Below are 13,786 nucleotides of genomic sequence, written 5' to 3' on the forward strand. Positions count from 1 at the left end.
AGGGTAGGGATGCCGGAGGATTGAGTAAACAGATACCAGTCAATATCATGTCAATATTTGTTAAAATACACTTATACAGACAACTACGTTCTTCATAGTTTTATCCGGAATTATCAAAATATGAAAATACATAAAGTGTCCTTGCAGCTCATCCTGTTTGCCACTGTCTTGTTCCAGGGTATCAACAAGGCCCAGGCACAAAGCGGCGACCAGATCCTGGACGGCATCGGCGAAACGAGTATGATCGCCCGCTACCTGTTTAATGGAGACCTGAAAGACTGGTCGCGCAATACCCTGCATGGAAAATTCCAGGGTGGCGAAGCCCCCTTTGTACGGGATGAAAGATTTGGCAGGGTATTATCCCTGACCGGCGATAACAATGCTTTTATCACCCTTCCTACCGAAACATTGACCGACCTGGAGTCGCTCAGTATCACCGGTTGGATATTCCTGCGCTCCACCCAGCCAGGCCAGCGTTTCTTTGATTTTGGCAAGGATGCCAGCAAACACTTCTTTGCAGCACCCGCCGGCACAAAAACACAGGAAGGCTACCAGGCCTCCATCACCGAAAAAGGCGATCGCAAGGGTGCCGTAGCCCCGGTGATCGAAGCCAACAAATGGGTTCACCTTGCTATTGTGATCGATATTCCTTCCAAGACCATTACGACCTATGTAGACAGCAAACCTGCTGGCCAGGCAGCTGACATACCGAAGGAACTGACAGAAGTATTCGGTCAGCAGGCAGGAGATAAAAATCTCTATATCGGCAAATCCTTGCTGGCAGGCGACCCCAATCTGAATGCCCTGCTCCGCGATTTCCGCATCTACCGCGTTCCCCTGACCACCAACCAGGTGGCGGGCATATTCAACAATACCCGTCGGGGCATTAACCAGGGTTCTGTCAACACAGGTGGCAGACGCCCGGAAGACACCCTTCCCCGCTTCTCTCCTACCGAAGCAAAACTGTACAATACTTACCTGGTACAGGTAGCTGACGTGAAAGTAGAAACAGCGGTGGGCGAGCTGCCCCGTCTGCCCAGCTACGTAGCCGGCACCTACAAGGACGCTATGCAAGGTAAAGGCCCGGCAGTACGCGTGATATGGCCTGCCGCCATCGACAATACCCTGGTATTGAAACCCGGCACCTACACCGTTACCGGTCGGGTTGCTGGCACCAGCTTTCAACCGAAAGCCACAGTCACCATCAAGGAGAACCCAAAAGCAACCGCACCCACATTAAAGCTGCAGGCGTTTCCGTTGCACCAGGTCACCCTGAAAAACGATGCACATGGACATGAATCCAAATTCATCCAGAACCGCGATAAGTTTGTATTGACGCTGGCTAAAACCGACCCCAACTCCTTCCTGTATATGTTCCGCCATGCATTTGGCCAACCACAACCGGAAGGCGCCAAACCATTGGGCGTATGGGATAGCCGCGATACCAAATTGAGAGGCCATGCTACCGGTCACTATTTGACCGCTATTGCACAAGCCTATGCCAGCACTGGTTACGACAAGGTCCTGCAGGCGAACTTCTCCGAAAAGATGGACGCCATGGTCAACACCCTGTACGACCTGTCTCAATTATCCGGCAAAGCAAAGCAAGCAGGTGGCGCACAAGTAACCGACCCTGCGAAAGTGCCTTACGGTCCCGGCAAAACAGCCTACGACTCCGACCTCACCGATGAAGGTATCCGTACCGATTATTCGAACTGGGGTACCGGATTCATCAGCGCCTATCCGCCCGACCAATTCATCATGCTGGAAAATGGCGCCAAATATGGCGGCCAGAAAAACCAGATCTGGGCTCCTTATTATACCCTGCACAAGATCCTCGCAGGCCTGATGGATGTATACGAAGTAAGCGGCAACAAAAAAGCCCTTGCGGTAGCCTCCGGCATGGGCGATTGGGTCTATGCCCGCCTGAGCAAGGTACCCACCGATACGCTGATCAAAATGTGGAACACCTATATCGCTGGTGAATTTGGTGGCATGAACGAAGCCATGGCCCGCATGTACCGCATAACCGGTAAACCTGAGCACCTGAAAACGGCGCAACTGTTTGACAATATCCGCGTATTCTACGGCGATACCCAGCACTCGCATGGCCTGGCCAAGAACGTGGATCTTTTCCGCGGCCTGCACGCCAACCAACATATTCCACAAGTAGTAGGCAGTATCGAAACGTACCGCGCTACCAATAACCCCGAATACTACAAGATCGCCGATAATTTCTGGTACAAGATGGTCAATGACTATATGTACAGCATTGGCGGCGTAGCTGGTGCCCGTAACCCCAACAATGCCGAGTGTTTCATCGCAGAACCCGGCACGCTGTATGAAAACGGCTTTTCTGCCGGTGGACAAAATGAAACCTGCGCCACCTACAATATGCTGAAGCTGACCAGCGATCTGTTCATGTTTGACCAGAAAGCGGAGTACATGGACTACTACGAGCGTTCGCTGTACAACCATATACTGGCTTCTGTAGCAGAGAATAGTCCGGCCAATACGTACCATGTTCCCCTGCGCCCAGCTTCTACCAAGCAGTTTGGCAATCCCAATATGACCGGCTTTACCTGCTGTAATGGCACTGCCATCGAAAGCAGCACCAAGTTGCAAAACTCCATCTATTTCAAGAGCAAGGACGACAAGGCACTGTATGTAAACCTCTTCATCCCTTCTACCCTGGAATGGACAGAGCGTAAGATTTCCGTAGAACAATCCACCGACTTCCCGAAAGAAGACCAAACCCGTCTGACGATCAAGGGCAATGGTAAATTCGACCTGCACGTACGCGTACCAGGTTGGGCTACCAAAGGCTTCTTTGTCAAGATCAATGGTAAAGACCAAAAGGTATCTGCCAAGCCAGGTAGCTACCTGAAGATCAGCCGTAGCTGGAAAGACGGCGATGTGGTAGAGCTGAAAATGCCATTCCAGTTCCACCTGGATCCGGTGATGGATCAGCAGAACATCGCGAGCCTGTTTTATGGTCCGATCCTGCTGGCAGCCCAGGAACCGGAAGCCAGAAAAGACTGGCGTAAAGTAACCCTGGATGCCCAGAACCTGGGCAGCTCGATCAAAGGCGATCCCCAGCAGTTGCAATTCACGATCGACGACGTGGTATTCAAACCCTTCTATGAATCGTATGGCCGTCACTCCGTATATGTGGATGTAACCTTAAAATAAGCTTAAAGGCTATATTATATTTCAACCGGGCCGTCGCATTCCTTGCGGCGGCCCGGTTTGCTGGTGGGATATACTACCCATTTCCCGTACTAATCATATCCTAATCAGGTTATCGCCGCTTTAGCAAGCCAGTTTACCTACTTTTGTAGTTTTTATGATAACTGAAAGCAACATGGGTATATCTACCAGCAACATATCCGCTACCAGCCGGTTCTCCAACAGGGCAGAAAACTATGCCCGGTTCAGGCCTGGTTACCCCGATGAAATCTTCGACTTCCTGGAGAAAGAAATGCAGCTGAAGGCTTCCGATGTCATCGTCGATGTAGGTTCTGGTACAGGACTGTTTGCCGAACCCCTGCTGAAACATGGCTTGCATGTGGTATGTATAGAACCCAATGAAGAAATGCGCAAGGCGGGCGAAGAACGGCTGCGCAAATACCCCGCCTTTGAAAGTATGCAATCGACGGCGGAACATACGGGCCTCACCGAAAACAGCGTAGACCTGATCACCGTAGCCCAAACCTTTCACTGGATCGATCCGATCGCGGCCAGGCTGGAATGCAAACGGGTATTGAAACCCCACGGGCAGGTAGTACTCGCCTGGAACCGTCAAAGGAATGAGTCTACTTTCGAAAAACAGTACACCGAGCTGCGCAACCGCTACCGCATGGGCGCACCTGGTCCCATCCAAATTGATCCGGTGCTCATCAATGAATTCTTTGCGCCGGCCCCGGTAGCCACGAAAATAGTATCCAACAAACAACTGCTCGATTTTGAGGCGCTGAAAGGCCAGCTATTATCGAAATCTTATAGTCCCCTTCCTGGTCATGATACGTACGACGATATGATCACCGACCTGATCAAGCTTTTCGTTGCCTACAACCAGCAGGGACAGGTAGCCATTGAATACGAAACATTGTTGTTCTGGGGTAAGCTCGATTAGGTATCCAACACCGTATTGACAAGGCCACCTGCTGCTGGTGGCCTTGTCGTTTATAACAGTATTTCAACCGGGAGTATTTTAACAGTTTGCGGCTTCTACGCAAGCTCGTGTGGTAACATTTATCTATATTCGATCGTACACATTTTCTTACACAGCCTGTAGACCACAGCAACACTCTCCACTTAAATAGATCCTTGTATAGGCACTTTCGTCAGTGCCCGGGCTTCTATTGCCTCAGCCATATGGAGTACTCCCAAAAATCCACAACAGAGTAGGGCGCGATGCCGGAATGCGAAAAAGAAGGCACCCTTTTTTTAAACCTTGTATATGAAAAGAATCCAACTGACCATCTTCGTGGCGGCACTGTATGCGGTGGCCGCCTGCAAAAAACAAGCAACCGACAACCCGGAGGGAGGTCCGCTTCCCATTCCGACCAATGCTACAGCTGCTGCAGCTCCTGCTTGCGCGCCTGTTATCTTCAACCTGGCAGTAGATCCGGCTACCGGCTTCAGCTACCTGTACAAAGTAGTAGGTTCTCCGAGTGCCGGCCCCATATCAGTAACACCCATCAACGGGAGCATGGCAACCAACCAGCTTCGTCTGTGTGGCGGCACGCCGGTCAAGTTTGCTTCTGGTTTGTCCTTCGATCCGGCTTCCAATACCTGGTGGGGCACAACCGGCGCTGCCGGCACACCAGCCAACCATATCCTCAAGTTTACCGATCCCAACTGTATCACGGCGATACCTGCTTTGAATACCTGCGGTCTCCTGCTCGACCTGAGCGATATCGAGCGTGACCCTACCAGCGGCTTGTATTATGCGCTGAACCGGGGTACAGCTAGTCCCAACAACCGCGTAGTACGGATCGGCATACCGGGCGCCAACGTAATTTGTTTGCCCAATCCTTTGTCGCCTTCGTTGTTCGTGCGTGGACTCACCGTACATGTGAACGGTAAGCTCTATGTCATGGCGGTCAATGGCACCAGCGGTCGCCTGCTGGACGTGAACAAGGTGAGTGGCCTCGTCACTGCCACGTACTCCTACCCCGGCGCCATTACACCTTCTCCGGGCGTCAACATTCCGGAGATGGGTCTGCACCATGATTCTATTTGCGTAAACCGCTTCATCACCGGCAACTACGATCCCATCGCGCTACCTCCGCTGTATACCGATGGTATCCCCGCCGGTCTGCCTGGCGGACCTGTATACAGTGCAGTATCGGGTGCCTTGAAACCCACCGTCGACTGGGCAAGGCCTTAACGCCAGCCGTGCTGGCTACAGGCTGAGCAACGTGTACAGCAAAAGGACATGGCGTACTGCCCTGTCCTTTTGCATTTACCCCTACATTTGTACCCAATGAAAAAAGGACTACCCGCTGCGGAGCAACTATCGATCGTGCGCCATTTACTGCGCTGGACGGTGATCTGCCTGCCGGTAGCACTGGTCACCGGATCGCTGGTCGCCTTCTTTCTCTGGTCGCTCGATATCGTGACGCACTGGCAATGGCAGCACCGCTGGTTGCTGTATTTGCTACCCATCGCTGGTATTGCCATTTACTGGCTGTATAAAGCAGGGGGGCGTGAAGCCGAAAAAGGCAATAACCTCATCATCGACGAGATCCATATGCCGGGCGGCGGCGTTCCCGCACGCATGACGCCCCTGGTATTGATTGCCACCCTTCTTACCCATCTTTTTGGCGGCTCTGCCGGCCGCGAAGGCACCGCGGTGCAAATGGGCGGAAGCATGGCGTCGTTGCTGGGCAAATGGTTCAGGTTATCACCGGAAGATATCAGCATTATACTGATGACCGGTATTGCTGCTGGTTTTGGTGCGGTATTCGGTACACCACTCACCGGTGCCATCTTTGCGCTGGAAGTGTTAGCGATCGGGGTGATACAATACAAAGCATTACTGCCCTGCCTCATGGCAGCGGTACTCGGCGATATCGTATGCAGTGCCTGGGGTATTCACCATACCAGTTACCACATCAGCCTGCAGCCATCCGTGATCAATGAGTTGTTGTCCCTCTCTTTTCATATACCCACCTTACTCAAGGTCATTGTAGCCGGCGTAGCCTTTGGACTGGCTGCCTGGCTATTCATCCAATTGCTGCACGTCATTAAAGCACAATCGAACAAATTGCTCCCCACGCAACAATGGCTGATCCCGGTGATCGGCGGTGTGCTCGTCATTGGCCTTACAGGGCTACTCGGCACCTACGACTACCTCGGTCTGGGGGTGGCAACACCAGACGGCACGGGCGTATCCATCATCAATGCTTTTAAGGCAGGTGGTGCGGATACCTGGAGTTGGTGGTGGAAACTGTTGTTCACCGCCATAACCCTGGGCATGGGTTTCAAAGGGGGCGAAGTAACGCCGCTGTTCTTCATCGGTGCCACCCTGGGCAATACCCTGGCGCTCGCGCTGGGTGCCCCGGTCGACTTGTTTGCTGGGTTGGGGTTCATCGCAGTATTTGCTGCGGCTACCAATACACCGATCGCCTGCACCCTGATGGGTGTGGAACTTTTCGGCAGCAACAATGTGCTTTATTTTGCCATCGCCTGTTTTACAGCTTACTACTTCAGCGGACAAACCGGTATTTATGCTGCACAACGGCCTGGTGCCTTGAAATCAGGCCGTCTCCTTTGACACCGATGATCGTAAAAACAAGCAGCCTGCTACGATGTCGTAGCAGGCTGCGGTAAATAATGTTATAAAGCAGTAGTCTTAATCGATCTTGTGCAGGTACTCGTTCAGGAACTTCTTGGGCGGTTGGCCGGTAATTTTTTTGAATACCCGGTTAAAGGTAACCGCATTGGTAAAGCCAGTTTGGTAAGCCACCGTAGCAATACTATCAAAGTCTTGCGCTACGATCTTCTTACAGGCTTCATTCACCCGTACTTCGTTGAGGAAGGTAATATAGGTTTTGCGGGTATGCTTTTTAAAGTACCGGCAGAAAGCCTGTGGCGTAAGATGCGCTACCGAAGCAATCTGGTGCAGACTGATGTTTTCGGTATAATGCGTCATCGTGTACTGGTACACATCATTCATGCGCAATCCTTCCGACTCACTGATAGAATACTCGGCACCTGAATTGGCCAGGGTCTTGTACTTCTTGATGGTCGTCATCAATTGCAGCAACTGGATGAAGGTAGCCAGGCGCATACCGTTGCGTGCTTCCTTGGCCTGCAGCATGCGGTCCATCACCTGTTGTTTATAAGCACTGGGAATCTGCATACCAGCAGCAGTGGCTTCGAAGAATTTCTTAACACCCTTCATTTCGGGCAGGTGCAAGATATTGCCGAAGAGGCCGGCAGGATCCACAAACATGGTCAATGCATGTGTCTCTTTCTTGCTACGCTTCTCAAAATAAGAAGGATCACTCTTAAACAGGTGTGGTTGGTTGGCGCCGATTATATAGATATCACCGGGCTTGAAGCGCTGCATGGAATTGCCTGCTATCAGCGTGCCTTCTCCTTTAATAACCCAGGTAATCTGTATCTCATTGTGCCGATGCAGATGGTTATAGAAGTAGGGCAGGATATCTTCCTGCACGATGATCGAATATTCGGTCGCGACGGGGATGGTAAACTGTACAACTTTCATACTTAACCAATATTACCAACTTTTTTTGAAAACAAAACATCGCGGGTTAATATTGGTAAATAAGTGATTAAATCGTGGTTGTGAAGTTGTGCATCACCGATGGAAAATACCTTCACAACACACTGATAATAAACAGATAGCAAAAGACAAAAAAGCGACACCCTTTCACATCAGCACCATGTTAATATTGATAAACAAGTCGTAATACGTGTCATTCTGCCACGTATTTTCCTCCTATGGCGGGGCACAACCAATTCTGCCTGATCCTTATCGAATCTTAACCCTTTTACAAATGGCAATGATCGAATCATTTTTTTACTGAACTTTCAACCGTTAAGGTATCCTTTGCGGATTATCTACACATCAACCAAATCAACACATCACCTGCTATGAACAAAGCCCTGCGATCAAGTTCTTTTGTTATTGCATTCAGTACGGCCTGTGCTTTTCAGGGTGTGGCGCAAAATGCCACGCTTTACCAGCAAAGCAGCGAGGTCAACAACCTGATGGTTCTTTACGATGCGGATCGTGGTAGCCTGAGCCGCTTCTACGCCATCGAAGGTTCGCCCGACCGTCGTCAACGCCTGCAGGATCTGCAGAATGATTACAGCAAAAAATTACAACAACTCAAGTTCGAATCCCTGCCGGTTGGCTCCAAAGTGGATTACCTCCTCTTCAAGCGCAACATGGATGCGCAGCTCGATCTGCTGCGCGAAGAAGAGGCTGAAGTAAAACAACTGGCGCCCTGGTTCACTTTTGCCGACAAGATCTATGCGATCGAAAAGATCCGTCGCCGGGGCTACCAGCAGGACGCTCAGAAACTGGCTTTGACCTTTAATTCCCTGGCTTCGGAGATCACCGCCACCAGCAAAAAACTGGACAAAGAAGGTGGTTTTGACATCAGCCTCAGCCGCCGTGCCGGCAGTATCGTGCGTGGCTTGCAAAATGCCGTCAGGAGCGTAAACGAATTCTATACCGGATATGATCCTGCCTTTACCTGGTGGACACCAGAGCCCATCAAGAAACTGGAAAGCTCACTGAACGACTATGCCAAATCCTGGTCGCAGAAAGAGAAGTCTGCCCCCGCAGGCAAAGACGATGGTAGCGGCATCATTGGTTTCCCCATCGGCCAAAAAGAGCTGGTACGCCAGCTGCAGGCTGAAATGATTCCCTATACCCCCGAAGAACTCGTCGACATTGCCAATAAGGAATTTGCCTGGTGCGATGCAGAAATGCTGAAAGCTTCCCGCGAAATGGGCTTTGGCGACGACTGGAAGAAAGCGATCGAGAAAGTAAAGAACTCATACGTGCCACCGGGCCAGCAGCCCGATGCGATCATGCAGCTCTACGATCAAAGCATTGACTTCCTGAAAAAGCATAAACTAGTTACCATTCCCCCGATCGCCGAAGAAACCTGGCGCATGAGCATGATGAGCCCCCAGCGTCAGCTGGTAAGTCCCTTCTTCCTCGGTGGCGAACAACTGATCATCTCCTACCCTACCCATACCATGGGTGAAGAAGACAAGCTGATGAGTATGCGTGGCAACAACCCGCATTTCTCGCGCGCTACCGTACACCATGAACTGATCGCCGGTCACCACCTGCAAGGCTTCAGCAACAACCGCAATAAAGCCTACCGTCATTTCGGCACTCCCTTCTGGACCGAAGGATGGGCACTGTACTGGGAATTCATTCTCTGGGATCTGAAGTTCCCCCGTGGTCCTGAAGACCGTATCGGTATGTTGTTCTGGCGCATGCACCGTTGCGCACGCATTATCTTCTCGCTCAACTACCACCTCGGCAAGTGGACACCACAGCAATGTATCGACTTCCTGGTTGACCGCGTAGCCCACGAACGTGCGAATGCAGAAGGGGAAGTACGCCGCTCTTTCACCGGTGGTTATGGTCCGCTGTACCAACTCGCCTATATGATCGGCGGTCTTCAATTCTACCAACTGAAGAAAGACCTGGTAGACAGTGGCAAGATGAGCTTCCAGCAATACCATGATGCTGTACTGGCCGAAAACGCCATGCCGGTAGAAATGGTAAGAGCTATCCTCACCAACCAGAACCTGAGCAAGGACTTCAAGACCAACTGGCGTTTTTACAATAAATAATTTATACATGGCTGAAGCAGGGAGATCACCAGATCGAACTGCTTCACTTTTTTTGAGACCCAACCATTCACTATGTCCACCCAATCAATGTCGCTCACCAGCCTGCTATTGGCAGGTGCCCTGGCCGCCCAGGCACAACCGCAACCTGCTACGCCCTATCGCCCTACGCAGGAAGAGATTCTGCAACGCTACCGCAGCGTAGCACAGCTCGATACCCAGGCCCGCAACACCGTCCTTAAATCATTTGTGATGCCGGTATGGCAAGCCGATCAGAAAACATTCTGGTACCGCAACAACCTCAAGGACAATACCTCGGAATACATCTATGTAGATGCTGCCGCCGGTAAAAAAGGACCAGCCTTCGATCATGCCCAACTCGCTGCCGCCCTCAGCAAAGCAGCCGGCAAAACGATCGACCCGGCCAAACTGGGCATCAGCTCACTGGTGATCGACAACAAGACCAAACAGGTCAGTTTCCGCCTGCAGAACCAATGGTATCGCTTTGATCCCGCCCAGCAAAGCTGTACGAGCATCGCTTCGCCAGATACCCTCGCAGGAAATTCCGCCGCCATGCGCAGGCGCAATCGCTGGGAACGAGACGGACGCCGCGACAGCACCTCGCCCGACAAACAATGGGTCTCTTTTATCAAAGACTACAACGTATACATCCGCCCTGCAGGCAGCCAGGAAGCTTTCCAATACACCAGCGACGGCACCAAAGAAAAGCCCTATGGGCAACTGACCTGGAGCCCCGACAGCAAATATGCCATCGGCTACAAGATCGATCCGCGGGAGGCCAAAGAAGTGTACTACATCCTCACCTCCCAGCCCAATACCATGCGTGGACAGCTGAAATCACAGCGCTATGCACAACCCGGCGACGAGTTCACCAGCTTTGAGATGTATACATTCAACATGGCCAGCAAGAAGGCAGTGAAAGTCAACACCGAGAAGTATGATTTTCTCGGCTCTCCGTCTATCCGCTGGCGCAAAGACAACCGCTACTTCACGTACGAGAAGGCCGACCGTGGTCACCAACGCTTCCGCATCATCGAGGTAGACAGCGAAACGGGCAATACCCGCAACGTGATCGATGAAAAGACCAACACCTTTATCTACGAACAACGCATCTTCACCCATTACCTGCCCGAAACAGAAGAGATCATCTGGAGCTCGGAGAAGGATGGCTATCGTCACCTGTACCTGGTCGACATGGCCAAAGGCACTGTCAAGAATGCGATCACTACCGGCGATTGGGTGGTACGTGAGATCGACAGCATCGACGAAAAGAAACGTGAAATATGGTTCCGCGCCAGTGGCATGCAGGCCGGCGAAGACCCGTACAATCTGCACTATTACCGCATTGGCTTCGATGGAAAGAAACTGGCATCACTCACACCAGCCGTAGGCAACCACAACGTAAGCTGGTCGCCCGACAGAAAGTATTTTGTCGACACGTATTCTTCACCAGCAGTGGCCCCCGTCACCACACTCAACCGCACAGCAGATGGTAAACCCGTCATGGAGCTGGAGAAAGCCGATATCTCCGGCTACCTGGCATTGGGGGTTCCCTTGCCTGAAGTTTTCGTAGCAAAAGCCCGTGATGGCAAAACGGATATCTGGGGTGTCGTATGCCGTCCGCGCAACTTTGATCCCAACAAACGTTATCCCGTTATTGAAAATATCTACGCCGGTCCGCAGGACGCCTTTGTACCCAAAAGTTTTATGAGCTATGGTGAAATGCAAAGCATGGCCGAGCTGGGCTTTATCGTAGTACAATGCGATGGCATGGGTACCGCTAACCGCTCCAAAGCCTTCCACGATGTATGCTGGCAAAACCTGGCTGATGCGGTCTGCCCGACCGCATCTTATGGATCAAGGCCCTGGCCGCTAAATACCCTTATGTAGACGACACCCGGGTAGGCGTTTACGGCACCTCCGCTGGTGGCCAGAATTCTACCGGCGCCCTACTCTTCCACCCTGAATTTTACAAAGCAGCAGTGTCGGCCTGTGGCTGTCACGATAACCGCGTTGACAAACAATGGTGGAATGAACAGTGGATGGGCTTCCCGATCGGTAAACATTATGAGGACCAATCCAACATCACCAATGCGGCCAAACTGCAAGGCAAACTGTTGCTGATCGTTGGTGAAGCCGATACCAACGTACCACCCGAGTCTACCTATCGCCTGGCCGATGCGCTGATCAAGTCGAACAAGATGTTTGACCTGCTCACGGTTCCCGGCATGGGACATAGCGATGGCGGTCCTTACGGCCGTAAAAAGAAAAGAGACTTTTTTGTAAAATCCCTGCTGGGCGTGGACGCACCGGACCGCAACACCGGAGAGATCAATTAAACTTATCCATGACAACAAGCAATCGTAACCATATGCAGGTGCTTCGATCGATGGCCCTGGCGGGCGGACTGGTATCCCTGCAACTGACCGGGCTGGCTCAAAAGTTTCAGTTTACGGTATCGATGCCGCAACCAGCTACGCATTATTTTCACGTTGATTTGCAATGCAGCGACATAAAAGGAGAGACGACTGAATTCAAAATGCCGGTGTGGACACCTGGCTATTATCAACGGCTCGACTTTGCAAAGAACGTGGAAGGCTTCACCGTTAAGAATGCCAAGGGAGATACCCTTGTCTGGGAGAAAAGCGGCCACAATGGCTGGCAGATCAGGCACGGCAAACAAAGCAGCTTTACCGTCAGCTATAACGTAAAAACGACCCGTCTTTTTGTAGCCAACCCTTATGTCGATGAGGAACGGGCCTTCATCCGCCCCACCGGCGTATTTGTGTATCCGGCAGGCAAGCTCGATCTGCCGGCCACCGTGGTGGTCAAACCCTCCAATGGCTGGCGTAATGTAGCAACCGGATTGGATTCCGTAAGGGGCAAACCATTTACGTATACCGCCTCCAATTTCGATGTCTTGTTCGACAGTCCGATCCTTGTAGGCAACCTGGAAGAATTGCCCGCCTTTACGATCAAGGGCATTCCGCACCGCTTCATTGGTTACAAGATGGGCGACTTCGACAAGCAGGGCTTTATGGATGACCTCAAGAAGCTGATCACCGTAGGTACCGACATCATCGGCGATATTCCCTACAAGCATTATACGTTCATGAGCATCAGCCCCAATGGCATGGGTGGTATCGAACAACTGAACTCTACCTCGGTATCGTTCAGCGGGCAGAGTATCGAAAAACCCGAGTCGCGCAGGCGCGTACTCAATTTCCTGGCGCATGAATACTTTCACCACTACAATGTGAAGCGTATTCGTCCCGTGGAGCTGGGCCCCTTCGATTACGACAATGGCAACCACACCAACCTGCTGTGGGTATCGGAAGGCCTGACGGTGTATTATGAATACTTCCTGGTAAAGCGTGCCGGTCTCAGTTCTGAAGCTGACCTGCTCAATTATTTCAAGGGCAATATCAGCGCCTATGAAAAAGGCGTGGGCAAACAATACCAGTCCCTGCAACAGGCCAGCTTCAATACCTGGTCCGACGGGCCCTTTGGCCGCAAAGACGACAAGGTCAACAAAACCATTTCGTACTACGATAAAGGTCCGGCCATCGGTATGTTGTTCGACTTTGCCATTCGTCACCAAACCCAGAACAAGAAATCGCTGGACGATGTGATGCGTACCTTGTACCGCAAATACTACCAGGGATTGAAAAGAGGTTTTACGGAAGCCGAACTGCAGGAGGTGATCATCCAGACAGCGGGCGCCCCACTCGATGAGTTGTTTGATTATATCTACACGACGAAAGAAGTGGATTATAACAAATACCTGGCGTATGCCGGCCTGTCGATCGACCTCGCTGGAGAAAAGCCAACCTACACCATCTCACGCATGGCCAATCCTGATGCCTTGCAGCAGCAGATCCTGAAGTCGTGGCTCGGGGAGTAAGGCAAC

Annotated in this window: 9 protein-coding genes; 8 read left to right on the plus strand and 1 reads right to left on the minus strand. The window is 51.7% G+C overall.

What is annotated here, in order from left to right; genetic code table 11:
• The first annotated feature begins 120 nt into the window (after nucleotides 1–120).
• The 4 genes from P2W70_RS24565 (at nucleotide 121) to P2W70_RS24580 (ending at nucleotide 6,784) form a co-directional block, all read left to right on the plus strand.
• On the plus strand, nucleotides 121–3,192 hold the full coding sequence (locus P2W70_RS24565; protein ID WP_276484192.1) for a beta-L-arabinofuranosidase domain-containing protein: 3,072 nt from the start codon (nucleotides 121–123) through the stop codon (nucleotides 3,190–3,192).
• 172 nt (nucleotides 3,193–3,364) lie between these two features.
• Nucleotides 3,365–4,135 carry a class I SAM-dependent methyltransferase gene (locus tag P2W70_RS24570; protein WP_276484193.1) on the plus strand — a complete coding sequence of 257 codons (771 nt, stop codon included), beginning with the start codon at nucleotides 3,365–3,367 and terminating at the stop codon, nucleotides 4,133–4,135.
• 327 nt (nucleotides 4,136–4,462) lie between these two features.
• Complete coding sequence (locus tag P2W70_RS24575; protein WP_276484194.1) at nucleotides 4,463–5,395, plus strand: hypothetical protein; 933 nt, start codon at nucleotides 4,463–4,465, stop codon at nucleotides 5,393–5,395.
• A gap of 96 nt (nucleotides 5,396–5,491) precedes the next feature.
• Nucleotides 5,492–6,784 (plus strand): voltage-gated chloride channel family protein, encoded by a 1,293-nt coding sequence (locus P2W70_RS24580; protein WP_276484195.1) that lies wholly within the window; start codon nucleotides 5,492–5,494, stop codon nucleotides 6,782–6,784.
• Nucleotides 6,785–6,862: 78 nt separating this feature from the next.
• Here the strand turns inward: P2W70_RS24580 and P2W70_RS24585 are convergent, their stop codons facing one another.
• A complete protein-coding gene (locus tag P2W70_RS24585) occupies nucleotides 6,863–7,741 on the minus strand; it encodes an AraC family transcriptional regulator (RefSeq protein ID WP_276484196.1) in 879 nt (292 codons plus the stop codon).
• 389 nt (nucleotides 7,742–8,130) lie between these two features.
• Here P2W70_RS24585 and P2W70_RS24590 point away from each other — a divergent pair, with 389 nt between their 5' ends.
• From P2W70_RS24590 to P2W70_RS24605, 4 genes are all read left to right on the plus strand, one after another.
• Nucleotides 8,131–9,858, plus strand: a complete 1,728-nt coding sequence (locus tag P2W70_RS24590) for a DUF885 family protein (RefSeq protein WP_276484197.1) — start codon at nucleotides 8,131–8,133, stop codon at nucleotides 9,856–9,858.
• A 72-nt stretch (nucleotides 9,859–9,930) separates the two neighbouring features.
• Nucleotides 9,931–11,766, plus strand: a complete 1,836-nt coding sequence (locus tag P2W70_RS24595) for a S9 family peptidase (RefSeq protein ID WP_276484198.1) — start codon at nucleotides 9,931–9,933, stop codon at nucleotides 11,764–11,766.
• Nucleotides 11,742–12,215: an alpha/beta hydrolase family protein gene (locus P2W70_RS24600; protein ID WP_276485387.1), complete on the plus strand. Its 474-nt coding sequence runs from the start codon at nucleotides 11,742–11,744 to the stop codon at nucleotides 12,213–12,215. The genes P2W70_RS24595 and P2W70_RS24600 overlap by 25 nt, the downstream gene beginning before the upstream one ends.
• A gap of 8 nt (nucleotides 12,216–12,223) precedes the next feature.
• A complete protein-coding gene (locus P2W70_RS24605; protein ID WP_276484199.1) occupies nucleotides 12,224–13,780 on the plus strand; it encodes a M61 family metallopeptidase in 1,557 nt (518 codons plus the stop codon).
• The last annotated feature ends 6 nt before the right edge of the window (nucleotides 13,781–13,786 follow it).

This window comes from Paraflavitalea pollutisoli (assembly GCF_029360705.1).
In the GTDB taxonomy this organism is placed as follows: Bacteria; Bacteroidota; Bacteroidia; order Chitinophagales; family Chitinophagaceae; genus Paraflavitalea; species Paraflavitalea pollutisoli.

What these genes read in the sequence shown, in the direction of transcription:
- P2W70_RS24565 (WP_276484192.1), top strand. Translation starts at nt 121, where the DNA reads ATGAAAATACATAAAGTGTCCTTGCAGCTCATCCTGTTTGCCACTGTC.
- P2W70_RS24570 (WP_276484193.1), top strand. Translation starts at nt 3,365, where the DNA reads ATGGGTATATCTACCAGCAACATATCCGCTACCAGCCGGTTCTCCAAC.
- P2W70_RS24575 (WP_276484194.1), top strand. Translation starts at nt 4,463, where the DNA reads ATGAAAAGAATCCAACTGACCATCTTCGTGGCGGCACTGTATGCGGTG.
- P2W70_RS24580 (WP_276484195.1), top strand. Translation starts at nt 5,492, where the DNA reads ATGAAAAAAGGACTACCCGCTGCGGAGCAACTATCGATCGTGCGCCAT.
- P2W70_RS24585 (WP_276484196.1), bottom strand. Translation starts at nt 7,741, where the DNA reads ATGAAAGTTGTACAGTTTACCATCCCCGTCGCGACCGAATATTCGATC.
- P2W70_RS24590 (WP_276484197.1), top strand. Translation starts at nt 8,131, where the DNA reads ATGAACAAAGCCCTGCGATCAAGTTCTTTTGTTATTGCATTCAGTACG.
- P2W70_RS24595 (WP_276484198.1), top strand. Translation starts at nt 9,931, where the DNA reads ATGTCCACCCAATCAATGTCGCTCACCAGCCTGCTATTGGCAGGTGCC.
- P2W70_RS24605 (WP_276484199.1), top strand. Translation starts at nt 12,224, where the DNA reads ATGACAACAAGCAATCGTAACCATATGCAGGTGCTTCGATCGATGGCC.